This is a genomic window from Paenibacillus sp. MER TA 81-3 (genome assembly GCF_023713585.1).
GTDB lineage: Bacteria > Bacillota > Bacilli > Paenibacillales > Paenibacillaceae > Paenibacillus_B > Paenibacillus_B profundus.
Genome location: NZ_JAMAWB010000007.1, coordinates 96,963 through 123,757 on the forward strand (window position 1 = coordinate 96,963; position 26,795 = coordinate 123,757).

18 protein-coding genes and 1 pseudogene are annotated in these 26,795 nt (G+C 43.1%); 8 read left to right on the forward strand and 11 right to left on the reverse strand.

Annotated features, from left to right (window positions below; genetic code table 11):
• Positions 1-25 precede the first annotated feature (25 nt).
• From M3650_RS11620 to M3650_RS11640, 5 genes are all read right to left on the reverse strand, one after another.
• On the reverse strand, positions 26-1,750 hold the full coding sequence (locus M3650_RS11620; protein WP_251574848.1) for a YcaO-like family protein: 1,725 nt from the start codon (positions 1,748-1,750) through the stop codon (positions 26-28).
• Positions 1,747-3,363 carry a hypothetical protein gene (locus M3650_RS11625; protein WP_251574849.1) on the reverse strand — a complete coding sequence of 539 codons (1,617 nt, stop codon included), beginning with the start codon at positions 3,361-3,363 and terminating at the stop codon, positions 1,747-1,749. The genes M3650_RS11620 and M3650_RS11625 overlap by 4 nt, the downstream gene beginning before the upstream one ends.
• Positions 3,338-5,926: a hypothetical protein gene (locus M3650_RS11630; protein WP_251574850.1), complete on the reverse strand. Its 2,589-nt coding sequence runs from the start codon at positions 5,924-5,926 to the stop codon at positions 3,338-3,340. The genes M3650_RS11625 and M3650_RS11630 overlap by 26 nt, the downstream gene beginning before the upstream one ends.
• 32 nt (positions 5,927-5,958) lie before the next feature.
• Complete coding sequence (locus tag M3650_RS11635; RefSeq protein WP_251574851.1) at positions 5,959-7,005, reverse strand: hypothetical protein; 1,047 nt, start codon at positions 7,003-7,005, stop codon at positions 5,959-5,961.
• A gap of 231 nt (positions 7,006-7,236) precedes the next feature.
• Positions 7,237-7,431, reverse strand: coding sequence for a thiazolylpeptide-type bacteriocin (locus M3650_RS11640; protein ID WP_251574853.1), 195 nt, complete (start codon positions 7,429-7,431; stop codon positions 7,237-7,239).
• 309 nt (positions 7,432-7,740) lie between these two features.
• Here M3650_RS11640 and M3650_RS11645 point away from each other — a divergent pair, with 309 nt between their 5' ends.
• The 3 genes from M3650_RS11645 to M3650_RS11655 are packed head-to-tail and all read left to right on the forward strand — an operon-like array spanning position 7,741 to position 10,954.
• Positions 7,741-8,940, forward strand: coding sequence for a hypothetical protein (locus M3650_RS11645; RefSeq protein WP_251574855.1), 1,200 nt, complete (start codon positions 7,741-7,743; stop codon positions 8,938-8,940).
• 24 nt (positions 8,941-8,964) lie between these two features.
• On the forward strand, positions 8,965-10,209 hold the full coding sequence (locus M3650_RS11650; protein WP_251574859.1) for an aminotransferase class III-fold pyridoxal phosphate-dependent enzyme: 1,245 nt from the start codon (positions 8,965-8,967) through the stop codon (positions 10,207-10,209).
• A gap of 34 nt (positions 10,210-10,243) precedes the next feature.
• Complete coding sequence (locus tag M3650_RS11655) at positions 10,244-10,954, forward strand: SDR family oxidoreductase (protein WP_251574860.1); 711 nt, start codon at positions 10,244-10,246, stop codon at positions 10,952-10,954.
• 66 nt (positions 10,955-11,020) lie between these two features.
• Here the strand turns inward: M3650_RS11655 and M3650_RS11660 are convergent, their stop codons facing one another.
• The 3 genes from M3650_RS11660 to M3650_RS11670 form a co-directional block, all read right to left on the reverse strand.
• A complete protein-coding gene (locus M3650_RS11660; RefSeq protein ID WP_251574861.1) occupies positions 11,021-11,182 on the reverse strand; it encodes a hypothetical protein in 162 nt (53 codons plus the stop codon).
• Between the two features lie 396 nt (positions 11,183-11,578).
• Entirely contained in the window at positions 11,579-14,158 is a 2,580-nt protein-coding gene (locus tag M3650_RS11665; protein ID WP_251574862.1) for a transglutaminase domain-containing protein, read from the reverse strand.
• Between the two features lie 92 nt (positions 14,159-14,250).
• Positions 14,251-15,267 (reverse strand): carbohydrate-binding family 9-like protein, encoded by a 1,017-nt coding sequence (locus M3650_RS11670; protein WP_251574863.1) that lies wholly within the window; start codon positions 15,265-15,267, stop codon positions 14,251-14,253.
• Between the two features lie 520 nt (positions 15,268-15,787).
• On the opposite strand from M3650_RS11670, the gene M3650_RS11675 reads away from it, so the two are divergent.
• On the forward strand, positions 15,788-16,705 hold the full coding sequence (locus M3650_RS11675) for a transposase (RefSeq protein WP_251574864.1): 918 nt from the start codon (positions 15,788-15,790) through the stop codon (positions 16,703-16,705).
• Between the two features lie 419 nt (positions 16,706-17,124).
• Here M3650_RS11675 and M3650_RS11680 read toward each other — a convergent pair whose 3' ends face one another.
• The 3 genes and pseudogenes from M3650_RS11680 to M3650_RS33130 form a co-directional block, all read right to left on the reverse strand.
• Positions 17,125-18,126: a LacI family DNA-binding transcriptional regulator gene (locus M3650_RS11680; protein ID WP_251574865.1), complete on the reverse strand. Its 1,002-nt coding sequence runs from the start codon at positions 18,124-18,126 to the stop codon at positions 17,125-17,127.
• Between the two features lie 84 nt (positions 18,127-18,210).
• Positions 18,211-21,558, reverse strand: a complete 3,348-nt coding sequence (locus tag M3650_RS11685; protein WP_251574867.1) for a GH36-type glycosyl hydrolase domain-containing protein — start codon at positions 21,556-21,558, stop codon at positions 18,211-18,213.
• An 87-nt stretch (positions 21,559-21,645) separates the two neighbouring features.
• Positions 21,646-21,833 (reverse strand): annotated as a pseudogene (locus tag M3650_RS33130) (hypothetical protein); the annotation flags it as partial.
• A 682-nt stretch (positions 21,834-22,515) separates the two neighbouring features.
• Here M3650_RS33130 and M3650_RS11700 point away from each other — a divergent pair.
• The 4 genes from M3650_RS11700 to M3650_RS11715 all read left to right on the forward strand — a co-directional run bounded on the left by M3650_RS11700 (position 22,516) and on the right by M3650_RS11715 (position 26,713).
• Complete coding sequence (locus tag M3650_RS11700; RefSeq protein WP_251574869.1) at positions 22,516-23,775, forward strand: sugar ABC transporter substrate-binding protein; 1,260 nt, start codon at positions 22,516-22,518, stop codon at positions 23,773-23,775.
• Positions 23,776-23,866: 91 nt separating this feature from the next.
• Complete coding sequence (locus tag M3650_RS11705) at positions 23,867-24,757, forward strand: carbohydrate ABC transporter permease (RefSeq protein ID WP_019419307.1); 891 nt, start codon at positions 23,867-23,869, stop codon at positions 24,755-24,757.
• Between the two features lie 15 nt (positions 24,758-24,772).
• Positions 24,773-25,630, forward strand: coding sequence for a carbohydrate ABC transporter permease (locus M3650_RS11710; protein WP_251574873.1), 858 nt, complete (start codon positions 24,773-24,775; stop codon positions 25,628-25,630).
• A 186-nt stretch (positions 25,631-25,816) separates the two neighbouring features.
• Positions 25,817-26,713 carry a manganese catalase family protein gene (locus tag M3650_RS11715; protein WP_251574874.1) on the forward strand — a complete coding sequence of 299 codons (897 nt, stop codon included), beginning with the start codon at positions 25,817-25,819 and terminating at the stop codon, positions 26,711-26,713.
• The last annotated feature ends 82 nt before the right edge of the window (positions 26,714-26,795 follow it).

The following is a 26,795-nucleotide window of genomic DNA, read 5'->3' on the forward strand; positions in this document are numbered from 1 at the left end:
TTAATCATATCATTATGTCCCACTTTCATGGAAAAGGATGTGGATGTGGATTAATCTTATCTGGAGCTCCGTCCAATTGATTTATTTCGACTCCTTGTTTAATTCTGTTCGTATTTACATTTTGTTGTTCATAGCCAAAGCTAATATTTTGCATGGATGGAACGGATATTTTCACACAATTAAAACCTAGTCTCTTCAATGGTTCACTTGTCATATTAGCTTGCAAGATTTGATCATGAAAAGGTTTCATATACGCAATAATCTGATTTAATAACTCTCTTTGGGTAGTTGATTGGTCATAGAAATTATGTTTGGATATCGATGCGACAGCATCGATTTTTTTAGAACTTTTTAAAGCAAAGGACAGGGCGTATTCCATTTTGTAAGAAGAATACAAAAATAAATGATCCTCTAGAAATTTCACGTTATTAAAATTAGTAATCATCGAGTCTACATCTTTATTTTTATATCTTTTTTCCCTAAATACTAAAAAAGCCTTTATCGACGTAGAAGCTTCTATTAAAGCAGATTCTATCGCTTGTAATGGGTTAATATTTGCACCAGCAGCCGTGTAAAATGCCATTTTATTCGTATTCGTTTTATCTTTTAATTCCAGAAGGACCCAGTATGTGGGGACCTTGCTTTCTAAAGTAATATCAAAAAGATGTACATCATATCCGAAGTAGTCTAAATAAGCTAAAATCAGTTGAATTCCCGTACTCCCTAAACCTTCAATATTCTCCAGCTTCGTAGGGGTTGACCGTGAAAACCAGTAAACCATAAATGCATCTCGCTCTATAAGTTCAAATAGACCAGATATAGAGGCTTCATCAATATTAGAACCTAACGCGACACCATTAGAACTATCTGGAAGATAGCGCTTTTCCATACTTTTTTTATAAAAATGATGATTTGAAAAATAAATGATTTGTTCAGGCGCAAGAATATATCTTTCCTTCGTGAGGGAATAGACATATCTCCAGAGTATAGGGTTATCCGTCTCGTACCTGTCAAATCGAAATTCCTCATTGTTGAAATGACTGCTATCAAAATGGAGATATCTTTCAAGGGAAATAAACTCCTTGTTTTGATTCAGCAGAGCATTTTCACTCGTTTGGTAACCAGCGTAAGTAGATGGCGCAACTCCTTGATGCCGCTCCAACCCTTCCAGCACAGCTGTATAATATGCTTTTTTGTACGTATAATTCCTGCCATATGAATCATAATTGACCTTGCTCAAATATCCATCCAATGCAATTAAAGGCATGCTGTCCGTTACAGATCGATAATGATTTTTAAACCAACCGGTTTCCGGGTGGATGAGAGAGGTAACGTTTTCTTTTAACCCTTTTACGATTTCATTAAAATCTTTTGCCCTGTAATCAGAACCAATACGTGTACCTGTTGATTCAATCTTTAATTCTTCTAACTTTTGTATCGTTTCTGCCTCTCCGCAAATCTCACACTGTGGATATTTCAACGTTAGGCTTTTCGTTATTTTCTTCGTAAATAAATTATATTTAAAATAAAAATCTGTATTTTGTGCAGAAAGTTGATTTTTTAGCTCATCCACAATATTGTAATCTATCTTTTTTAAATCTATGAAAGATGTTTCTATCCGTCCAGGCTTAATAAATTGATTATCAATCATTCTGCTTTTGATGCAATTTATACATCCATGAGCATGACTTTCACTCGCTATAACGATATAATGTTGGACTCGTTCAATTGCAATTTTTTCTTTTATCATGAATATTCACCAACCATAATTTTTCTAACAAGCAAGTTGGCGTCTCTTAACTCCTCCTCATATCTCCAAGCTCTTTCATCATATCTAATATTATAATTTTTAAATAAGCTTAATGATTTTTCTATAAATTGACGTCTATTGTCCTGTAATAAATCAGGCATTTCATATAATTGCGGTTCTGTTCCCAGCTCAATGGATTCAAGAACGTCTAACAGACCATCGAAATCTATATTTTGATTATATTTCTTAACTACGTAGTTCAAGAAAACTTCGTCTATTCTTTCTTTGATTTCAATGGTTTTCTTGCCGTCAGTGTAATAAAGGTTCTCGTCTGGAATATATAAATAAACAATGGCTGCAGAAGATAAGTGATGGACCTTTAAAAACACCTTATACTCTATATTCAACCTGGTTCCATAAATATGAATTAACGATGAATCATCCAATTGATCATTATTCAACTCGATAACATGGAACGGTTCATCAAGGTGACTCAATAAATAAATCACCTTATCATAAAAATAATTTTCCGCATCTGTTACCAGCCAATTTTTTGATACCTCTGTATGAAAATGATGTTCAAGCCCTTTTTTGATAGCCCTGAATCCTGTTTCTCGATAATCGGTCCCTGCATATACAAAACCATATTCGTCTTTTTTATTTTGTATCCCATATGTCGTGAACCCTACCTGGAACAGATCTGAATACCGATCCAGATGCCCTGATATTTTCAAAGGCAAAATATTTTTAGCAATGAAAGTCTCAAATCCATTAATATAATCAAGTTTATCCTTTTCTTCATTTATCGTTCCGACATTAATATGAGAGACTGTCTCATAGAGATGACTTGGAGTGAAGTCTTGTTCAAAAAACCTTCCTTCTTCGTTTAGTGTAAACGTCTGGCTCGACAGTCCGAATATCGTCTTCGTAATATATATCAATAAGTATAAAGGAGCTGTTTTATGTAAAAGGTTATTTTTGTTTATTGCATCTGCGGCTTTATTTGTATTTCTGGGAATCAAGTCTTCATTGCTATATTTGATTCCTGACACCGAATGATTATGAACTGATACTACAATAGTATTGTGCCCGCTTTCGACTTCCTCCGTATTCATTGTTATTAACCAATCATTGATCGATGGGGAATAAGGAAGAGCGCAATCGAGAGAGACGTTTATACCGTATTCCTGCAATAAAGAGATCAGTCTAGGAAATAGCTTGTTCACTTCAACGTCTATCCATACTTTTGATTGATTGACCCGGTCTATATAATCGGACAAATTCTTGTTAGGGGGTAAATATTGTGTCAGGATATGAAACCAGCCTGCAGAAGCAACTTTATCTACTGGGATTGAGCTAGGATATATAAAGATAGAGCCAGCCTCATACATTAATTTAACCATTTTCATGAGTTCGTTATGTTGAATTCCATTTTCTAACATCTTTAAAGGGGTACCTTCTTTAGATGCGCTTAATAGTTCAATCAATATTTGATGTGTCGAATCCGTCATTTTAACTTCCAACTCTTTAAAGTGGCTTTTAATAAAAGTCTTTTCTTTTTCTCTATACAGCATCGTATTTTGCCTATTAAAGACTTGCAAGCTGTTCTCCAATTCCCTCGCCTTCTTTCTTATATACTTCAATATCATACTCTTTGGCATAATCACCTTCATTACTTAAGTACTCTTCGATGTAGAAATTATTGAATATTTCCATTTCACTTTTACTGATAATTTCTTTCTCCAATATCCTCAAGGCAATGGGATTGGCTATGTCAATATAAAGTGGTTTAAAGTCCCTCAGATAGGAGTCATTAAATTGGAAATCTCTCTTTGCTATTATAAAAAACTCTTTTTTTAGATTGCTTTCAAGGAAGTACATATTGATTCGTCGATAATATTGATAGCTACTCTCCCCGTCTCTCCTCTTTAGTTGTTCGCCTATACTGTTAAGTCTGATTCTTTGCCGGTTCAAGACAATCTTGCCATAAGTGATTCTAGGCATAACATCCTGTTCTAATAATTCGGAGAACTTAAACAGCATACTTCCTGAAGAGAACAACTGAAGCAAGACGGATATATATCCAGGCATAGAGGTAGGAACAAGAGACCCTCTAAAGCATATTTTTACCGTTTGTTTATCCATATCGATTAATCGGAACTTTTTATTCTCTTTATCAATCTTAATTTTAAAGTCTTCAACTTTTGTAAGCAGTCTCTCTGCATCCGGCAGAAACCTTTTTGTGCCTACCCCAATGGTATAGCACTCTCTCTTTAGCTTCATTTTTTTTACATTCCCATTAAAACCGAAACTTTCTGTAAATTCATAATAATTTTGAGTATCATAATAGTCTTCACTGAATGTTAAATACTTATCATCATTCGATAAATACGAAGTAAAGTAGTTCATAAAACGAGCTTTAAATTTTTCATGCCCATCATAAGCCGAGTTCACAATAATGTTGTCTCCATTAAACTGAACAAAATAGCTGCTTGTTACATCTGCATTTTTAATAATCTTTTCTGGTATTTGATTTATGTATTTATCAATAAGAACTTTGATATCGATTTCCTTTTGGCTAGAGCCTAGACATAATGCTCTCAACTCTTGTATAAAGCTCACCTTTAAATGATCCAATATTCTGATTTCTTCTGTCTCTGCTGCCGGTTTCATATAGGTAATATCTTCCCAATAAGGGATCATTTCCTTCGATACAGCAAAGAGTATCGAAAAGAAATCGCTGTCAATGTCCATTTCCTGTCCACGTGAGTGCTCATACAACTTTGTTCCCATTTCATACTGCAATCTAATATTGGCATCAAAAATGAGGGAAAACGCTTGCAGCCTTTTAAAATCAATGTATGACTGATCTAACTTCTCTTGATCAATAAATTGTTCCTCGTCTATGATTCCATCTTCATAAAATACGGAATTCGCCGGAAACGTAATGCCTGTTTCATGTTCTAGCTCTAAGAGAACAGCAGCCAACTCCCGATGAAGTAGATGTTTTGCTTCGTACTTATCGTTTAGGGATATTTTTTTTGACACTTCAGCTATGTCCGTTAGAAATTGATTTAACTTTTCAAAATCATCCTTTACTAAATATTTCTGAGATGTATTTTTTATATCCCGCAATAATAACTCACTGCTTCCTTCATCAAAACCAACTGCAGGGATTAGCAAGCCAATGTTTACATATTTTCTTATAATTTGATACATATTCTCTTCACTTATCTTATGGTCAAATGCGCCCATAAAGTCTTCAAAAGTAAGGTTGTTATCCATATCCTTACTTTCAAATAAATCCGCCAAAATGGCGGGTATTTTTAATTCACCAAGGTTTTCCGAAGGCAAATATAACTTATTATTTGTAGGCAAGTCTTTTCTCGATAAAAAACTGATATAAAACGAACCTTCTTCTTGCCGTATCGAATAAGGCGGAAGATAAAAATCAATTGTTCTTAAAAACAGATTGGAATTTATTAAATAATAAAAAGCCAATCGATATAAAAAGGTATAGTTTAATGATATATGCTTGGAAAAGTTTTCATGGTGAGTTGAATTTTTCGTGTTGGTTTGTGCCTTTGCCATTCCTACATTCGTTATAGAAAGAAAAGGACTGGTTTTTAGCACCGCTCTACTAATAAATTTATAAAGTGTTGACTCCAGTTTGCGGTTTTTGCTCTTATGTAGGTCTAACGGAGTGTTTATGTAGGCTTCCAATTTATAATAGATGTCCGGATTGATCATTAATAATCCGCTCAGTATTTCTTCCTTGTCTATCAATAATTTAATCATGGATTGTCTAAATTTATTCAATTGCCTGTTGTATCTATTTTCCGCTTCATGTTCCAGGCTTTCTAGCTCTTGATATTTTCCCAAATAAGCGCTAAGAGATACATACACTGGTGTGGTCTCTTTACCATGGAATAGCTCTATATTAAGGTTAACCTTATGTATTTTATCATTATATATGTTTCGTTTTATTTCTAAGATCACGCCATCTTTTTCAGCTTTATAAAAAAGTTCTAACTTCTTTATTATTTCATCTTTTAATTTGGTTATTACCAATCTACTTCTCTGAATTTGTATGTAAATACTATTATCCATCGTTACATCTATCGATTTTTTTTCCAAGCTATTTTCCCTTACGAGAATAAACGGATTAATATTCAATATAACCCTCCCCCATAAAATCGTGTTAGATTTTAATCGATAACAAAGAGTAAATCTTCTTTATTATTCTCTTCAATAAACTTTACCGTACAGTATGCATAGAATTGTTTTTTGACCATACTCTGTTCAAAGATAGGGAGTGACAAATAAAACAAGTTGATAATATCCCTGAAAACAAGCATTTTTTGGGATAAAATGAAGGACTTCAGCTCCTGATTACGAACCAGTTCACTATGAAAGGAATTATCTAAAGGCGAAATATTTTCAAGCAGTATCTCAAATTGTTCATCTAAACCAAGCCTATCTTCATCTTGGTAGTTTTCAATTTTAAATTGACTGTTCATCTCAGCGGCTATTGCAGCCCACGCTTTTTTCCATTTGTCCATGATGTCTGCAAGTTCATCGTGCAAAATAATCTTGTTTTCCTTTAAAATACTTGTTCTGCGTCTTTCAAACTCACTTTTCATGTCGATATTGTGGCCCTCCAGCCTAAGCCGCGAAAAAAATCCCTCGACATGCGATAGAAAAGATAGATATCCTCTCTTGGACCCCTCTTCGTAAAGAGATGTTAAATAATGATACATATAAAGAAACATATGAGTTTGATGAAACGTATCCAGTCCGATATAAATTCGCATCATTTCCAAATACACGCTATTCAGACGGGATCTATAATGATCAAACATGTCTTGATGATAATTGGAATTAAACGCATTATTTTTTCTGCTTCTAATTTCCACTGTTCCATCATCACGCATGAATTGCGTATTACCTTCTATATCTCTTAGTTCTAATTGTTTGAGAACGATTTGATTTCTTGCATATTGTTCAGCCTTTTTATTGATTTCCTCTTTGGGTACTGGATACTTTTCTTTATAAGCAGCTACGATTCCCTTGATACTCTCGATGGCCTGACTCTCAAACTTCGAGTCTTTAAATATAATGATTGTATTAGGGCCGTTCTCCCAATCGTTATCCAAATAATACTCTCCAGCAAAATTTCTCTCCAAATAGGATTCCGATAATTGTAACATCAATGGTATCTTGCTGTTTTGATAGTTGTAGATACTTATTGGCATATCATAATCTCCTAAAATTTATCGGTTTTTAGGTATATATTCCGGAGCTTATATTCATAGGGACATTTCTAAAAGATTAGCACAATGAATTAATAAAATAGGGACTGTACCTATTCAAATATAGGTACAGTCTCTATTTAGACACACTGGATATCATTATAACTATGAGCTCAGTTATTTTGATAACCTGGTATACGGAATTATGTTAATACTCAGTTGAGTGATGTTGAATTATGTCGAGGAGGAGCATGTTGAACTAGAACCACAAGTCGAGCAGCCACTACTAAAAGCGGAGCCACTCGTAGCAGCTGTTTCAGGTAAAGCTGTTGCTTCATTAATTTCGATAAATTCTAAATCTTCTACGTTAGAAAAAAGCTCATCCAGTAATTGCTGTTCGTTTTTAATAATAGTACTTGCGCTACTCATATAGAAACACCTCCTTTTTAATTTCTCCTTATTATTACATCTGAGGGACAATAACTCAACAAAAATCTTCTAAATTTTTGATATTAATATAAACTTGGACAAAATACCTCTTATTACACTACAATAAAAATATCTGGGTAAGATTCCATGAAGATTTGAACCAGTTGCTGCGGGAACGCTTGAAGCACTTCGAAAATTGAATACAATTCCATCTTTTTTTCTTGATTTTTACTAAAATCTATATAATTGTATAGGAAGTGTTTGTCAATCTCATTTCAACAAAAAAAAATAGTAAGGGGGTATAATAGCATGATTGGAATATCAGTTGTTCTGGAAAATAAGCTCGGTGTTTTCTCTAAGAAAGAATTGTCTGCATCCATTAGAAAATCCCAAGATTTTTTCATTGATGATCTTGATTTTCATACAAACTCCATAAATGACTTCTATGATTATTTAGAATTTCATGATGTCATGGATTACGTATTCATCTCAGATGGTTCCAGAATAAAAAGATTCGTAATGTTTATGAATCAGCACTATGGTATACGCTTTCATTTATGTGACACAAATTTTAATTGTATTATTGGGGATGTAAACATAATTTCGAGAGTTGAAATAAGTTTCTCTGAGGAGTTATCTTCAGACACAGGAAATGAATATGATTTATCAGGCATCCAATTAAAAAACGGACTTCGCTTTCTTGTTACAGGAGCATACCCTTTATCTATAGGAAACAGCTTAATCAAACACATATATGTAGACAACTTGACCCTATTAAATAAGCTTCATGACGAAATTTATAAATTTTCAGCTATCAACAGCGCTATACTTATTAACGATCCTACGCCTCTGGAATCGCCAGAATTCCCATGTATTTACGTTGATTATTATAAAATCACACAAGATAAGCTGCTCCCGACTTCCTTATACCTCCCTGAGCATGAATTGCAAGAAATGATACATACATTTAAATCTGAGGGAACAATTGACAATCCATCAAAAATACAAGGAATTATTGATTATGCGCACACTCTTCATATAGATAGGAACAATCGCCTTTTTTATTTTAGTGAGGGGATATATAAAGACCATAGAAAGACATGCTGCATAACCGAGCAATTGAACAGCAGCTTCATGTCGTTATTAAACAGGTTAAGTTACATATCAACTAAAAATGCCAACCCTTTATATGATATTTTTCCGCTTGTTCTCAACATTTCGGCTCATTTGCAAGGACACACATCGACATTTATCACTCCGTACTCCGTATATCATGTAGCGCAGACCATTGATAAACACAAAAGTTTGAAGTTTTTAGGGATTGTAAATGATGGAAAAAAATTCGCGTATAATGTGTTGAACAACAAAATGTATGAGGTCAATGACACCTTTCTTCATTTTTTGGAATACGATCTAAAAGAAAACATAGATTCAGAAGAGTTGAAAGCAAAATACTCGAATCATTTTCCTGCTATTATCAAGAAATTCAGAAGTATCGTGAATGCTTAGCTTCTCATAGAAAGGGGCTTCTCTATGGTTTACAACTATGTCGTACCCATGACTACATTCGACAATTACCCTTATTACAATATAGATGTGGCAAAGGCATCTAACGAATACATAATCGATAAAAACGGAAAAAAGTACTTGGATTTAAGAAGTGGCTTATGGAATGTAAGCTTGGGTTATCATGCTGAGTTATTGGCTAAAATACAACAAAAAATGAACATGCTTTTGGCTGACGGATTGTTTTATTTGGACATCCACTCTTACCATCACAGCATCTATCAGGAATTTGCAGATAACTTGCTAGAATTTTCAAATCGCGACCACCCTGCATTCAATAAAGTTTTTTATACAAGCAGCGGCTCTGAAGGGACAGAGCTGGCGCTTAAATTATCCCATTTCAATAATCGAAAGAAATATATCTTGGCTTTTCAAGAAGGGTATCATGGCACTTTTTTTGGCGGCATGGCGGTAAGCGGCGTCGACTATAACATTAGCGAAGCATACAATAATGTCAACGAACACGTTATTTTCTTCCCTGCGCCCAGAAATCAAAGCATGTTAGATGAGTTGCTGGCTTTTATCGATCAGAACAAGGACACCATCGCAGCTTTTATATTTGAGCCTGTTATCGGATCAAGTGGAACGATAGCAGTACATGACACCTATTTAAATATCCTGATGGAAAATTGTGAAGTGAACCATATTTTAAAAATCTTCGACGAGGTGGCAACGGGCTTTTTTAGAACTGGCGATAGATTTTATTATCATAAGTTATCTTCTCCCCCGGATATATTAATTCTAAGCAAATCAATAAACAATGGCATCCTGCCTTTTGGGGCCGTTTTAATAGGGGAAAAAGTTTGCGATCTATTATTAAATAAACATATTGATCATTTTTCAACGCAAAATGGCAACTTGTTATCCATTCATACAGCTAACGAAACGTTAAACTACATGAGAGAAACAGAAGTCGAACTCAAGCGGAACGTAGCGGAAATTGAAAAATGCATGCAGCGAGTGTGTGACCATTATTCTATACGATATAGTGGTGCGGGAGCCATGTTCTCCATAAGTATTAACGATGTGAATCTAACAAACCGAATTGTTAATGAACTAAAAGAATTTGGCATTTTAGTTTACTATTACTATGATTACTCTGATAATACAGTCAACTCGGGCATTACACTCTTTCCTCCTTTATTCCTCGCCGCAAATAAATTAGAAGCAGCCTTGCATATCATCTGCAAGAAAATAAAACGTTATATGTAATCGCAATAATTCCATAAATGAAAGGGGATTTAGCTTGAAAAACGTCGTCATAATCGGTTCGGAAGGCGAGATAGGGACAGAAGTAAAACGAGTCTACAATCATATTCAAACGATTTGTTTGGACAAAAATATAGAAGAAACTGTGAAAGTGGATGGGAATCGTATTTATATGAATTTTGATGTGACCTCTAAGGAAAGTATAGATAGAGTAGCTTCTTATTTACATAATCACTCTATAGCCATTGATGGTATCATTTATTTAGCCGGCATCAATTATATGACAAATTTTTATGATGTGAATTATGAAGATTGGGTCAACACATTTGATATTAATGCCGCCGGTTTTCTATTCTGCTTAAAGGGATGGTATGATTTATTCAACCAACAAATATCAATCGTTTGCATTGCCTCCCAGAATGGCGTAGTTGGCCATGAAAACAGAGTTTCTTACGGCCCATCTAAAGCAGCTCTAATCCAATTAGTGAAAAATCTTACTGTTGATTTCTCTCGGGATCAGAATAAAGATATAAAGATTAATAGTATATCACCGACTTATGTTCTGATCGAAAAAAATAAAGAGTATTTTGAAACAATAGAAGGTAAGAAATTAATAAACAGAATTCCGTATAAAAAGTTGATAAATCCAAATGATGTTACTGGAGTTGTGAAATTTTTAATGTCTGATGAAAGCAGAGCGATTAGGGGACAAAACATCATTGTCGACTATGGCTATACTATAGTATAAATTACATATTTAACCGACAACAGCCTAATCCCTTATGTACAATGACGGGGGATTAGGCTGCTTCATTCAAAAACCCCTTACTACCCATCCTACCATCGCTAATACTGGGATTAAAATCCAAAACCATGAAAAATCAAATCCACTGCTTTCCTTGGATTGAGTTTCTAGTGCCATTCTAATCTCAGTCACTTCTCTTTCCAAACGTTCAATTCGCTCACTATCATTCATGTAAACCCCTCCTCTTAAATTCGGAAGAATATTTAACAAATAACTCAATATGGGATATTTTTCATGTATATCGTATCAAACTCCTCGTCATCTGAACAGCAGTTAACTTCAAAAGTCGATGTTTTTTAAGAAACTTCGGATCGGCTTACAAAAACCTAGGATACCCCCGGTTTTTGTAATTCCAGACTGTATTTGAAGCATATGAGGCGTTGAGGCGCAGTTTGTTTATGGGGTTATGTTTAATACCTGTTTAGACTTTATCGACAGTCTAAGGGCGGCCTATGGCCGCCCTCTTTTGTATGAGATATCGTACTAATAGACATACCTTCTAATGGTTCGTCAGAACATACGGCCCTTCAGCCTAGATTGCTTGACTGCCACAGCAAGCCGATGTCTCTACATGTTCTTGACGGTCTTGACGATGTCCGCTCCAATTCCCAGCTTATAGCCCTGAGATTGATAGCGAATTCGATATTGATGATCCACAATGAGAACGAGCGGATACTCTTGGCCGTTCCATTCCGTTATGGAGGGTTGAATGGCTTGCAAGCACGCTCCCTCCGCATCCTCATCGTAAGACGTGCGTATAGGCAAGCCTTCCATGTTGAATTCACCACGGTTCCGCTGCTCTTCAACCATCAGAGCAATCCGACCGCCCCACTCATCCAGCTCCGACTTCAGCTCGCGCAGCTCGCGAGCAATGTGCTTCGAAGGCTCCCGTTCCGGATCAAGCCACGCCAGCACGAGGCCTTGCTGCGGAATCTCGAGTGCTGCAGCTTCCGTGATTACTCTCCATTGTTCTTCGGTCACCGTTCCGAGCACCGGAACGTGCACCTCTTCCTTGCGGAACACGATCGGCACCAAGGCTACATCTCCGACCGGTACCGTGAAGCAGGACAGGCGGACCAACACAGTTCCGTCCGACAGGCGCGTACCCGTCGTCAGCCGGTACTCCCCGCTCATGACCTCAATTGGCTTATCGTATACGTCCTTCTCCCCGAACGGGAATGTGAGCGTTCGATAAACACCATTTTCGAGCCGCGCAATCGTAAAGTTCTGATAATATGCTGCCTCTTGTTCGCCCTCGTTGTCACTGCGGCTGAATTGAATACAGCCACCCGCCGCTTCTACCGGGGCAGCACCCGCTTCCTGACATTCAGTATGGAAGCTCGCATCATGCCATTCACCTGCTTGCCAATATTGCGGAAGGGCGTTGAGCGGCTCTAGACGAGCTGGAATCCCCAAGCTTCTCGCCATTGCGACGAAGCAGATATCGCGACTCAATCGATCGGCGCATTTCAATGCAAAGGCGCCCTCCGGTGCCGCCATGCCCATATATCTGTCCAGATCGTTAACGATATTGAGCTCTTGTGCCAGCCGGTCCGCCAAGGCCTGTGGCTTCTCCGTGTACACCACTTTATCCGCATCGGAAATCTCCTGTTGGAAGAACGTACGGTAAGGCGCAATCATCTCGAAATGAACCCGCGGACAAAGCACATATGGCACAAACAGCGATTCCTCCATTACGCGATCACGATATGGGAGCGCCCCTTCCAAATGATCGACCAAGGACGGAACCATCGTATCTTGCAGGTCCTTCTCGCGCAGCGACTCCAACAGCTTGAGCGCCCATTCGCCATGACGCGGCGTCTGCTCCTGTAGGAACAAAGCGATTTCAGGACTGTTGCCCCTTGCTGTCTGCAAAATCTTCCACACCCGTTCAGCCGGCAGCCCCAATTCTTGAGCAAGCGCTTCGGCCTGTTCAGCATTCCAGAACGTATCTACGAATGCTGCTCGTGTCGCAGTACCGTGCTGCACCCGGTTGTCGTTGCTGTGACGTTCTTCTTCCGTCATCATGTCATCGCTCTTATCCGGGATTTCAGGCGGCGGCACCATGTCCCAATCCAGCACTCCCGCATGATCCTGATTCGATTCAATTGCAACCTCGAACACATCCGCCTCACCGACCGAGATTTTTCGATAACCGTAACCTTGATCGTTCCGTACATGAATAAGCAAATCTCCATATCCCGTCGTGAACTTGACTACCCCATTTTCATCCGTTGGCAATGTCGAGACAGAGTAGAACTCAGCAAAATTATACATTTGAAAATGCACTTCGGCTGGTGTCGGCTTCCCTTTTTCATTAACGACCTTAATCGTTATCGTTTTATGAAGAGCGTAATTGCCGAGAAGATTGATTTCCGTATACCAAGGATGATTCGAGCACGTTTCTTCTGGCCCGTTATAATCGGCGGACACGCGCGTATTGACGAGCATAGCCCGGCGCGAAGGGGCCTTGAACCAGCCTTCATTCAAACGTCCTTCCGGTTCACAGGCGCCGAGGAAATACCATTCTCCATCCGCCCATGCCTCGACCCACGCGTGGTTCGAATCGCAATGGGCCCAACGCGGCGTATAGCATTGGCGTGCCGGAATTCCCAGACTGCGCAGCGCGGCGACGGCAAGTGTCGATTGTTCTCCGCAGCGGCCCAGTGCCGTTCGCATCAAAGTCAGCGGCGAGACGGTGCGTTGGTCCGTTCCGACATAAGTCGCCTTTTCATGACACCAGTAGTTCGTTTCCAGAATAGCATCCTTCATAGACTTGTCTTTGACGCGGCCATACAGCTCGTGGAAGATGACTTCCCGGTTGCCGTCGATATTCTCGTTATTCACACGGTAAGGCAGTACAAAATTCATGAACATGTAATCTGGAATCCGGCTTCCCCAAGGTACTAGTTCACGTGTCTGCAGGGTGCGGCGCACATGCGCCAGGAAGAATTCACCGTCATAATCCGCCAGGTCGTGAAGCGGCATATACGCATATAGAAACTTCAACAGGACGCGCTCTTCATCTGTCAGCGCTTGCTCGAAAGCACCGAACAACTCCCGTTCCCGGTGCTTGGCCAAGTTCCGTTTATATTGAAACTTTTCTTCGATATGTTGAAGCAATTGTTCATCTATCGTGCTTGTCATCATTTAATTCACCAGCCTCATACGTAAAATGTCAATCATGACAATATCCGTTCAACCATAGGCAGCAACACGCCAGCTCTATGCAAGCCTCGTTATTCGTGCCACACTTTCCCGTCTTCCTGAATCCGAATCCACCGCTGACGGTCATGTGAACGCGCGGAAATTTGGAACATACCGCCCGTCGTCTCTATAATCGGATCGATGCTCCACGCATCGTCATGCTTCAGAACCGCAAAATCATTGCAGTAGCATCCATGTTCCTCAAAATGCTGCCGCTCCCGGTAGTAAAGCTTGCGCAGCTCCCATTTAATAAGCTCGTCCTTTGGCATTTCGAACTCTAGTGGCTCATCAGCAAACTGAACGAATCCCCACAGCTCAGGATAATGCATATTAATAATTCCTTGCGGGCTCCACACCCAGTTATCTTCCGGGTACGGGGCATTCGTCTCCGGATTGAGCGTCTTCACATACTTCCCGTCCTTGACCTCAGCTCTCCACTCGACACGTGAGAAATTGATGCGCCAATACTCCCCGTGACGCGGCTTCCGTCCCTCTGGCGCACATTCTTTCAGCACGCTCCAAGGCATGGCAACCTCGACGCTCCAACCTCGGTTGTCCGCATCGGGATTGTTGACCTCCCCATCGATGTGCACCGCGGTCTTGATGCCTCTGATATCCCAAGAGTTAATAGGCGGTCCTCCGTCCCGATAAGGCTTCGGCAGCAGCAGATCCCATATCGTATTGAAGGCATTCATCTCGAACTCATAATAGTTATGGGTATCTCCATCAGGATCGATGAAGATCTCAAAATCGTTATCGTAAAAAATGACAGAATCCCGCTCCGTCAACGTCGCCCAGATCTGATCCTCTTCCATATCAGCGCCGAAATACAAATACTCGTCATCCCAGAGCATTTTCACGCGGGTCCGCTTGTTCGGCAACGGTTTCAAATCTCCTTCGATGTCGACAAAGTCATCGGTCCAAGGGGCTTGTTCCCAGAACGGCTTGTTCAGCCGTCCATCCAATTCCAATGGCTCCGTGACTCGCCGGCATACATAATGCTTCGGCATGAACGCCGTTATGGGCTCGGGTACACCGCTTCTATCCATCGCTAAATCCTCCTCAAGGCTGAATAAATGTGATGTGTTGGAGAAAAAAACATTGCTAATTCACCTTAATACTAGATGGATATGAAAGCATATTCAATAGAATGAGGCACATTTCCAGAAAAAAAGTTATCGATAGCTCAAATTGTAAAAAGCATACACTCTTCACAATATGATGAACCGTACTCATCAGCAGGTTATTCCTTATTTCGATCGACAGCTAGTAAATTTCCAGATTATCATTCCTGCCCGGAGCCTCTCGAATCCAAGAATCCAAGAATCCAAGGGCTGTTCTCATCCCCCATACTGTGCTTTCCAGAGACATACTATCACTATAGCAGCCCTTATTACTACTCTCCCAATCACTCAGAACGTCGAGTACTTTCAAATTAAGCGCCCCTGTCGATAGAGCATCCGGTAAAAAAGATAGCAATAAAGTGATAATTCCTTGAAATGGGAACTTTTGTTTGTTATAATGAATAAAAGAACGTATGTTCTTATTCCGTCTAAGGGGGATGTCTTTATGGATGCGTGGCTATCTGTCGACACATTGGAGGAACTGCAGCGTTATTTTTCTACGGAATCTTCGTGTGTGCCCTTCCTGTTTCAGTTGAAGTGGCCGCAAGGTTTTGCATGCCCGCGCTGTCGGCATCCCCATGCCTATGTCATCCGTACACGGCGGCTTCCTCTATATGAGTGCCGCGCTTGCAGCCATCAAACCTCACTGACTGCTGGCACGGTTTTGGAGGGCAGCCGGACTTCCCTACGCAAATGGATTTCTGCGTTTTGGCTCGTTTCACATACCAATGCCGATAATGGGATAAACGCCGTTAAGCTGAGCTCTCTCATTGAGGTGACGTACAAGACCGCTTGGTCTATGCTGCACAAAATCAGAGCAGCCATGAGCCATGGCGAAGCCGATCGGGTGCTTGAAGGCGAAGTTCATGGCTTCGTCGCTTTTTATGGCCATTCATATCGCTCGAGGACAGACCTAACAGACATTCATCCCCGGGAATATCCCCTCATCGTTGCCGAATCCCTCACTCCAGACGGACAGACTATGGGCGTGAAGATGAAGCTTGTAGAGCGGGATCACGTTTCTCACAAAATGCTGCTGCGTTCTGCATGTGACCACTTTATTGATCTTCATGTCTCGCAGAGTGCTTCCACGATATCTCTCATTAGGCAGCCGTTTCGGGTTCATCACGGCGGACGCCTCTATAATACATTCAACCGAGCACGACGCTGGATGAATAGGACGTTTCACGGGATAGGGATTACGTATCTGCAGAAGTACTTGGATGAATTTTGTTTTCGCCAAAATGCGGCTGCCTGCCTTACATCCGTATGGGAGCAGTTATTGCACTTGTGCATGTCTTTTTCCTCTGCCCACAAGCCTGGTCTCTCCTTTCATCACACCAACCACCGTGTTGCTGCATAAATGATATCTGGACGAATAGGGCCCCAAATGCAATTATACCGACTTCTTTGCAGCACAGTGTCTGCCCTATGTGCGTGGCTAATTGATCGTCTAATCATGCGATATTTCATGAGCTCATGCATTCATAGCGTATCGTGTGCTTATGTCATGCAGTGCATGTCACATTTATTTATGTGCATAGAAAATGCTCATTCAGTATGCAATTCCATTTTTCACATCGTAATCTAATCGGATTCACATTCATAAAAGCGGGATTCGATCAATCACTCCTGTAACGCACCTGAGCTAATGGGAGAATGGTACTAAGCACTTTTTGCTAAGGTTATCTCTACGATAATGAAGCAATCATAATATAAAAAAGCCCCGGTGTTGTCCGGGACTCTGCTCAACAAACTACACAGGCTATAGAGCTTAATGAGCTACATAGATTGCATGGGATGAACCGACCCGGCCTTAATTAGGGTCACATAGATTCGTTCATGCTCTACCGGTTCATCCGTAATTAATTTCAACAGCTGCTCGGAGGCGAGCGCCCCCCATTTGCGCTTGGAATAATCAATCGTAGCGAGACGCGGCTGCACGAATTGTGATAGCTCCATATTATCGAATCCGATGACGTGAATATGCTCGCCAATCCGATAAGACGAATCCTTCACCACATTGTATAATCCGATGGCCATTTCGTCATTAAGGCAGAACACGGCCACAGGCTCCGTATATTCTTTTATAATCTGTTGTGCTGCTTCTTCTCCGCCAGTTTTGTCGAAATTGCCTTGGATTTCAATATATTCGATGGACTGATCCCTTTCATCCGATTCGAGAGGCTGGTTCCGTTCGATCGTTTGCTTTGCAGCCTGCAGACGTTGATTGGAATCGAACGATCCCTGAGGTCCCGTCACGACGTAAATTTTCCGATAGCCTTCCTCAATGAGGTATTCCATGGCCAACGTGGCTCCCGCTTTGTTATCAAGCAGCACCTGGTTCACATTCGGGTGGTCCAACTCCCGGTCCAGTACGACCAACTTATGCCCACGATCAGCATATTGCAGCAGTTCCTCACTGGAGAATGACGCGTCCAGCACAATCGCGCCATCAATTGTCCGTTCCGGCAGCAGTCGATGAGACTGGGAGCCACTGCATACAATCAGGTCATAGCCTTTCTTATTCAGCACTTCCTTCATTCCTTGCAGCAATTGACCGTAAAACGCCCCTTCAAAGTCCGTCAAAAAGGCGCCGATGATTTTCGTTTCCCTCTTCTTCAGCGTTCTTGCCGCGGCATTCGGAACATAATTTAACTCTTTGGCTACAGCTAGTATTTTGCTGCTCGTTTCTTCCGTCACTTTGGGGCTCCCGTTCAAAGCATAAGATACTGTCGAGATTGAAACCCCGGCTTTCTTGGCGATATCTTTAATACTGACCACAGCACTCGCTCCTATCGTTCACTCCATCATTTCCCTTACTATAACAAATCATGCGGCGACCCCGAAAGATCGCCGCGCATTCGATTACATATCTATAACAATGACATTATGTTGATCGGTGAGATATTTGTCTAACTCTTGCCGATCGATACGCACGCCTCCCTGACGGTAACGGTTCGCTGTCGTTGTTGTCTTGGCTTCCTGTCCATTGATGATGATACGGCTGACAGACCGACCGCTAAGGTGATATTCAAATTGAATGGAGCGTCCCATCATCGTAAAATCGAACCGGACTCCGTCCAAATTCAATGGCAGTACCGGATCGATGACGAGATCTCCGCCTTCTTGACGTATTCCGAGGCAATTTGAAATGAGCTGATTCATGTAAATCCCCGGGCCACTGGAGTAAATTCTCCATCCGCCTTTGACTGGAACAGTTCCTTGCCGCAGCTCGTCGAACCGGCGGTGGGCATCATAGCGGGAGTTGAACTTACCGTCTGAGCTGCTGAAGTAAGCATTGCTTTGTCTCAGTTCGGCATTCGGCACGACATCCCGGAGCCCGATCGGATTAATCATCTGCAGTCCATTCCACGCCTCGTCCACCTTGCCAAGCTTGGCCATCGCCTCGACATAACGAATGTGGGCGTGAACATATTGCAAGCCGACTTCTCGGCCGAAGTTGGCCGCCTGCTCTGCACGCTTAAAATGGATGCTGACGCCGCCTTCATATTGGGCAGGCCGATTCATTAAGCGGACGCCGTCCGGACAGAACAATTCTCTCTTAATCAATTGATAATGGGCTTCTGCCTGTTCTTCGGTCAGCAACTCGCTAATCATGCTGCGCGTCATGGGAAGCAGCCGGTATTGAATGCCTGTTTTCTTATCCGATGGATGCAGCATCAGTTCCGCCTTGCCCGGTTCTTCCATATAGACGAACCCAGGAATGACGCCGGTCGGCAGCATGTAGCGGTTGAAATCCTCCCTTATACCTGATGCCAATTCCTGAAGTTCGGTCGCAGCAGCTTCGTCGTAATCCCCCAGAACTGCGGATAAATTATGAAACACTTGATAGGTCAGCGCCACAGTCCAGCTGCTTGCCATATATCGTTTGAGCTGCGTATTGGCAGGCTGCAGCGTATCGTCCCAGTCTCCATCCCCATACGATGACAAATACGTATCATGCAGAAAATGACGTTTCATATATTCAATTTCCTTTTTGGCGTGTTCCCACAAGGTTGCGGTGGTATCCGTAAATTCGAAGCCGTCTCGCTTCGTATACGGAACCGCTTCTTCCAGAATGCCGTAGTCCCTGGTTACGTGCAAATAATCGCTCAACACTTTCAGCGGCCATACGATAATGTCGCCATGGCTTTCTTCTTGTTGAATCCGATAATATTGATCGAACATGAACCATTGCGGCCAATTTCCGTCGTCCTCATATTGATGAGCGTATACCATCTTAAGAATATCACGCACTTGATCATATTTTTGCGTCGCCATGAAGTATTCTGTCGGTCCCTGACAGACATCGCGCGTCCCCCATGCAGCGCCTCCGTATTGTTCGAGACCATGTGGTACGGAGTAATGAACCAGCATATTGTGGGTATACCACCAAGCAAGTGTATTTACCTTGTCAAGCTCAGACTGCTTCGCCCCTTCACGATGGGACAAGCGGAAGCTGTTCATTATGGTCTCATAATAAGCGCGGTAACGTGGAATCTCGGATGCTGCGTCCAAGTCCCGGATCGGCAACTCTTCCCCCTGAAGCAATCCTTGCACCGTGAGCTTCCATTCACTGCTCTCACTCAATTGGAGCACCACAAGCGATGCCGCCCCCGGGTGGACATAATCGGCCAACGCAGCTTCGTCCTTCACCGTCACATCCGCTCCAATTACATTCATACGATAGCAGAGATGAGGCAGCGTAGAGGCGCTGTCTGATACAGTGTCCGCATGGAACGACAAGAAGGTTCCATCTTGTCGCATGTGATACGGCGCCTCATATTCATTGTTGTTCATCGTGATTTGGTTGGTAACGATGAACCGGTACGACCGGCCGCTGTCAGAACGGACATGAAGTTGCAATTCCGGCGTATCCAAAGCCGTAAAGTTCGTAATGATGATCGTATCATCGGTTGTCTTGTAGAACCAACGGGCGTAATTAAAGCCCATCTCGAACATGGACGGCATCGTCAACAGGCGGTATGTGCCGTTCATGTCGACATAGATGCGCTGTCCCGATGTTTTTATCACATTGAGCGCATTGCGGGCATTGGACAGCATTTTGTTGAACGAGGTGTTCCCTAGTACCAGTTGGGAGTTAAATATCCCGTACATATAGGAAGTAGATGTGAGAACTTGTTCGTTCAAGCGAGCATTGTGGCCCGTCATGACGATATGACCGTGCGGGCGTTCAACCCGCAGCTCTTTTTCCTTCAGCACGACATGCTCATGCGTTTCCGTGAAGAAAGAGAGCAATTCCTCTCCATCCCATTCTTCTTGATGGCGGTTCGGAAAATATCGCCCGATGTCTTTATTCGTCATCAATTCAGTATGCAATGGCGCTCCAATATGCGCGGCAAGGCTGGCCCTGTCGATATGCCGCCCCATCGCTGCCGGTTGCGCATCCGCTTGCTTCCATGCATGCAGCACTTCCGCTTCGAACTCCAACGATGTAACCGCGGCCTGATGATCCGGCTTGAACAAGCCATAAAATACGAACCGCGCCGAACCATTCAGGCGAATTCGCTCCGACTGCAGTGCAGTGTACGCGAATTCGTATTGGTACACTTCATTGCTCAGTACATCTCGAGTCAATGCTTCCGGTTCATTCGTGTCCTTATACGACAAGCCGAAAAATTGATATCCATCCGTGGAGTATGCGACCGCCTTGGTCAAAGCACCCTGCTGCAAATAAGGAAATGTCCCCTGCTGCGGTTGATTCTGCCGCGAGCAGACGACATAGCCCTTCTGTTCGTCTTCGAACACGGCATGATCGATATATTGGGATAGATATGCTTCATTGCTGCGGACAGCCCCCTTATCCGCCAGACCAAGATCTTGTCCGTAAATCAAATCTACTTCCACGTCATACCCGTTGAGGACAACATCCCAAAACCATATGTCATTCGGAGTCAATGTAAAGGTCACTTTATACTGAAGCTCCTCCACTTCGCCTTCCCACATCACTTTAGAATCTGAGTACCGTAACTGGCTGTCTGATCGCAGGCCCAGCAAAGGCACGACTTGAATTCCGCCGTCCCGGTGCAGACGCAAGTATAAGTTGTTCATTGAGCCGTCAATCGGGTTGGACACCACTTGGTTAATCATCGTAGTGCCATGGGTAATATCCCGGATATCACCGCTGTCCAGAAACGTGAATCTCAAATCACCCGTTTGAATCGGGACAAGATGATTCGGCGTCGTTGTCATGATTTCCACTCGCTTTCTTTACTTCATCAATGTAAATCGAAGCTCCTGTACATCCCGGCTGTTCGGACCAACATAGACGGCAAACTCAGAAAGGCTAATCTCGCCATATGAGAAGGACGTGTAGCTCAGACCGAACCCGAACGGCAGCAGCGGTTCATTCGGTATGTCCAAATATTGCGATACATAACGCACTTGGGCGTCAGGCCTCCCTGCGGACGACCGGTGTTGAAATAATTGTAATAAACCGGCACCTGGCCGACAGCATAAGGAAATGACCTCTTCTGCCCCTGTCAGGCCTAAGATGGAGCCTGTATTGTGCACCATGTTCTCCGTAATGCCCATGGATGCCATGGGACCGGTAATTCGGCCTTCGCTCTTTGCTCCTTCAAAAAACGGAGTTGCCAGCTGCAGCAGTTGAGCGATTTTCTCTTCCAGAGACATCTGCTTCATCAGTGAAATCAATTGCTGTTCTGTCAATTGAATAACCTCCATGTCATGGCCTGCTTCCATGCGACATTGATTTCAGATATGAATCAATAATAGTTCTATCATGCTTACAATCGTATTCGAAACGTTTCTATTACTATAAATCGAATTATAATGTTCTTCCATATTAGAGTCAACAGCAGTTAATCGGGTGCTTTATTCATACTCGAAACGTTTTTATTATAGAAAATATCTGCTTGAATACGATTACATGATGGTATATAATGTGTATCGAAACGTTTTTAAAACAATAATAACACCAAAATTTTCTTTTTTTTATTTTATTCGAAACGTTTCACATAGGATTGCTATTTCAATCCTGCTGTTATGTTTAAGCATGATAAGGGGTAAAGATTTTGAAAATACGGAGGTGTGGTGTTTTCTGTCGGTTGGATTTACACGCACTGCGCATGAAAAGGGTTGAGAAAAACCCACCATATTCAGAAGGAAGCCTTGGGAGGAGTAGTTAAGATGCGGAAAACATTAGCAACCGTATTGGCCACCACTTTAATCGTTATGGGAATTCTGACAGGCTGTTCATCATCTTCATCATCTAATGAAGCAACAAGCAGCGGCAAGAACGGACAAGAAGAAAAGGTTGAGATCAGTGTATGGGCCATGGGCAATCAAATGAAAGAGTTCGCTCAACAATTCGAGAAAGAGAACCCGAATATTAAGGTCAACGTGCAGACCATCCCTTGGGGCGCCGCTCATGACAAGCTCCTGACAGCCGTCGCTTCGAAGAAAGGTCCCGATGTTGTCCAGATGGGAACGACTTGGATTCCGGAATTCGCGACTGCCAAAGCCTTAATGGACTTAACTCCTTATCTTGATAAATACCCTGAGTTCGGCCCTGACAACTTCTATCCCGGCTCAGTGGAGACGGCGACATTCGAGGGAGCGTACGTAGGCGTTCCTTGGTATATCGATACCCGCTTCCTATATTACCGAACGGATCTGCTGAAAGAAGTCGGTTACGACCACGCCCCCGCTACATGGGAAGAGCTGCAGGATGCCGCACTTAAGCTGAAGCAGCGCGGGGATAACAAATACGGCATCCTTCTAGACCCGAAGGAATCATCACTCGGCTTTATGTTTGCGCGTCAAAACGGTTCCAAGCTGATTGACGATGCCGGCAAACCATTGTTCAACGAGCCTCAATTCGTCGAAACCGTTGATTACTTAAATAGCTTCTTCAAAAACGGCTCCGCGCCGTTAGATCTTGGCATCGACATGATTCAAACCTTTAAGGGAGAAGGCGTTACCCCTATGTTCATCAGCGGTCCTTGGATGGTGAAGATGGTCCAAGATCAAGCTCCTGAATTAGAAGGCAAATGGGCTACAGCGGTGCTGCCTAAGAAAGAGAACAATATCTCCACATTGGGCGGCTCGAACTTGTCGGTGTTCCAGTATACGAAACAGCCCGAAGCTGCCATGAAGTTCGTCGCATGGATGAGCCAGCCGGAAACCCAGCTCAAATGGATGGAGGTTGCATCGGAAATGCCTGCCGCGAAGAAAGCGTGGGAGACCGAGAAGCTGCAAAGCGACCCCAGCTACAAAGTCATTGGCGAGCAATTAAAATCGGCTAGACCGCTGCCGCTCATTAAGCAGTGGGAAGAGATTGCTCAGAATTACATGGGCAGCTTTGAAAAGGTTATCCGAGCCGGAGACGATGTGAAGCAAGAGATGGATACCTTCAATCAGAAGGCCGATCAAATTTTAAACAAATAATAGGGTCCAGCGCGCTAACTGGCCTGAAGCCAGTTAGCCGATATCCGTCCACTTGCGATGGGCGCAAGAGTAAAGGAAGTGATGAATCGGTATGAAAAGTTTCTTTAACAACAAGGCACCTTACTTCTTTATAACTCCAACGTTGATTCTGCTTGCCCTGTTCTCCCTGCTGCCCATCGCGGTAGCGTTGGTTATCAGCTTCACCAACATGGACTTGGCAGGTCTGGCAGACTATTCGAACATTAAGTTCGTCGGATTCGAGAACTATGTAAGCGTCATTTCAGATCCCGTCTTTATGCAGTCGATTTATAACACCTTATTTTATGTCATTATCGGCGTACCGCTTGTCATCGTATTCTCACTCGGTATCGCTCTATTGATTAATATTGGCACACACCGTATATTTAAGGCGTTCCGGGTCGTATATTACTTGCCATCCATCACCAACGTTGTCGCGGTTGCGGTGGTCTGGAGTTATCTGTACAATCCGAGCTTCGGTCTGTTCAATTACGTGCTTGAACTGCTCAATCTCCCTGCCATCCCTTGGCTGACTGAGCCGACTATAGCCAAGATCTCGCTTATTATGCTGGCTCTATGGAGAGCGATCGGCCTGAATATGATCATATTCATCGCTGCGCTGCAAGGCATTCCGAAGAGCTATTATGAAGCTGCACAGCTTGACGGCGCTAATACATGGCAGCAGATTACGAGCATAACGATTCCGATGCTGCGATTCGCCATCTTCTTCGTATCGATTACGACCATGATCGGCTGGCTGCAGTTTTTTGAAGAGCCGTTCGTGATGACACAGGGCGGGCCGCTTGACGGCACCACTTCGGTGGCTCTGTTCATTTACCGCAACGGCTTCCAATTGAGCAACTTTGGATATGCAGCGGCAGGATCCTTTGTCCTGTTTATCGCGATCATCGCGATCACGCTGTTCCAGTTCTCGCTGCAGCGCAAAGAATCGGATCTAACGTAAGCAGGAGGTGTACCGATGAATTCAACTACCGCATCGTCCGCTAAGGCGGGCAGCAATGTGACGCACAAGTGGTTCCAATGGATTGCAGGTACGCTGTTGACCATTGGCGGCATTATCTTTATGGTGCCGTTTATATGGATGGCTCTGTCTTCATTCAAGCTGGAGAAAGAGGTTCTGCAAATTCCGCCGACACTATGGCCGAACGAGTTTACATTAGACAACTTCAAGTACTTGTTTAACAACATGAACTTCGGCGTATATTTGAAGAACACGCTTATTATCGTGTTGTGCTCTTTCTGCGGCTTGTTCCTGAACGCGATGGCCGGATACGGCTTTGCCAAATACCGCTTTAAAGGCAGGGACCCGCTGTTCATACTCGTATTGGCCACGATGATGATTCCCGGTCAGGTGACGATGATTCCTGTCTATCTCATTCTGAACTCAATGGATTTAACGAATACGATGCTTGGGATTGTGCTTCCGGGGCTTGCCGGCGCATTCAGCATCTTCTTGTTCCGCCAATTCATGTCGACGATTCCGAGCGAGCTGCTTGAAGCGACCCGTATAGACGGCGCAAGCGAATTGCGCATCTTCCTGCAGATCGTGCTTCCGATCTCGAAGTCGATTATCGCCGTGCAAGCGATTTTGGCGTTTATCGGGGGCTGGAACAGCTTCCTATGGCCGCTCATCATCGCGAATGACGAGAGCCTCTACACGCTGTCCGTCGGCCTCTCCTTGTTGAAAGGGCAACACGGGGGAAACTACGCGCTTCAAATGGCTGGCGCTACCTTTATGGTGGTGCCGGTCATGGCAATTTTTATTTACTTCCAGAAGCATATTATTGATAATTTTACGATATCGGGGATTAAATGATGAGTCTGTAGTTCTAAACGATTAGTAGTCCACAACAGGGAAGTAGCCTAATGTCAGGTGCTTCCCTGTTCTCATTTTTGGGCATAGGGTCAACCCATCTCCGCATATTCCTAATGGAAACGAGAGCTGCTGAGTCTGAAGCCAACAGCATCGAACGGGCATCCGCATCCCAAAGGAGGGAGAACATTGTTTAAACGCATCAATCGGCTGGTTATTGATCTGCCCGCGCCGAAGCATGGCGATCCCAATGCCGCTGCCGCGGTGCAGGAGCTGCTAGGCGGTCGGTTCGGGGAAATGTCCACGTTGAACAACTACATGTTCCAGTCGTTTAATTTTCGGCAAAAAAAAAAGCTGAAGCCGTTCTATGATATCGTCGCCAGCATTACCGCCGAAGAATTCGGTCACGTGGAGCTTGTCACGAACACGATTAATCTGGTGCTCGAGGGAACGACCCGTCCAAGCGCTCCGGATACGACACCGCTTGCTCCGGGCAAAAATGCGCGCAACACGTATCACTTTATCGCCACGGCGCAGACCGCCGTCGTCGGTGACTCCATGGGCAGGCCGTGGGCCGGAGACTATGTCTTTAACAGCGGCAACCTTGTATTAGATTTGCTGCACAACTTCTTCTTGGAATGCGGTGCGCGCACTCACAAAATGCGTGTCTACGAAATGACGGATCACCCGACCGCGCGGGAAATGATAGGCTACCTTCTTGTGCGCGGGGGCGCACATATTCTTGCTTATGCCAAGGCGCTGGAAATCGCGACTGGAGTAGACATGACGAAGCTGATCCCGATTCCGGATCTGGACAACCGCGCATTTGACACAACACGCAAATTCGAAGATATGGGGCTGGGTCGCAAGCTGTATACTTGGAGCGACAACGATTACCGCGATATCGGGCTGATTTGGCGCGGACAGCACCCGATCGACGGCGGACCGCTTGAAGTCATAGAAGGCACACCTGCCGGTGCGCCGATTCCCGATTTCGACGACTTGCCTGAGGAATTCGCGCCGGGCATCTCACAGGAAGACTTTATGGCGATTGTGCGCCGGCTGCAGAAGTCAGCCGGTATGTAGAACACCGTTACCGTTATTCCTCGTACAATTTCGCGATGTTGTTCACCCTGACGATGTTGTTCACCTTGTTGCCGTATAGCCA

Bases quoted from the DNA above. Each gene is read 5' to 3' on its own strand.
- M3650_RS11665 (WP_251574862.1), bottom strand. From the start codon at position 14,158: ATGACAAGCACGATAGATGAACAATTGCTTCAACATATCGAAGAAAAG.
- M3650_RS11675 (WP_251574864.1), top strand. From the start codon at position 15,788: ATGGATGCGTGGCTATCTGTCGACACATTGGAGGAACTGCAGCGTTAT.
- M3650_RS11685 (WP_251574867.1), bottom strand. From the start codon at position 21,558: ATGACAACGACGCCGAATCATCTTGTCCCGATTCAAACGGGTGATTTG.
- M3650_RS11635 (WP_251574851.1), bottom strand. From the start codon at position 7,005: ATGCCAATAAGTATCTACAACTATCAAAACAGCAAGATACCATTGATG.
- M3650_RS11705 (WP_019419307.1), top strand. From the start codon at position 23,867: ATGAAAAGTTTCTTTAACAACAAGGCACCTTACTTCTTTATAACTCCA.
- M3650_RS11650 (WP_251574859.1), top strand. From the start codon at position 8,965: ATGGTTTACAACTATGTCGTACCCATGACTACATTCGACAATTACCCT.
- M3650_RS11620 (WP_251574848.1), bottom strand. From the start codon at position 1,750: ATGATAAAAGAAAAAATTGCAATTGAACGAGTCCAACATTATATCGTT.
- M3650_RS11710 (WP_251574873.1), top strand. From the start codon at position 24,773: ATGAATTCAACTACCGCATCGTCCGCTAAGGCGGGCAGCAATGTGACG.
- M3650_RS11660 (WP_251574861.1), bottom strand. From the start codon at position 11,182: ATGAATGATAGTGAGCGAATTGAACGTTTGGAAAGAGAAGTGACTGAG.
- M3650_RS11640 (WP_251574853.1), bottom strand. From the start codon at position 7,431: ATGAGTAGCGCAAGTACTATTATTAAAAACGAACAGCAATTACTGGAT.
- M3650_RS11700 (WP_251574869.1), top strand. From the start codon at position 22,516: ATGCGGAAAACATTAGCAACCGTATTGGCCACCACTTTAATCGTTATG.
- M3650_RS11670 (WP_251574863.1), bottom strand. From the start codon at position 15,267: ATGGATAGAAGCGGTGTACCCGAGCCCATAACGGCGTTCATGCCGAAG.
- M3650_RS11645 (WP_251574855.1), top strand. From the start codon at position 7,741: ATGATTGGAATATCAGTTGTTCTGGAAAATAAGCTCGGTGTTTTCTCT.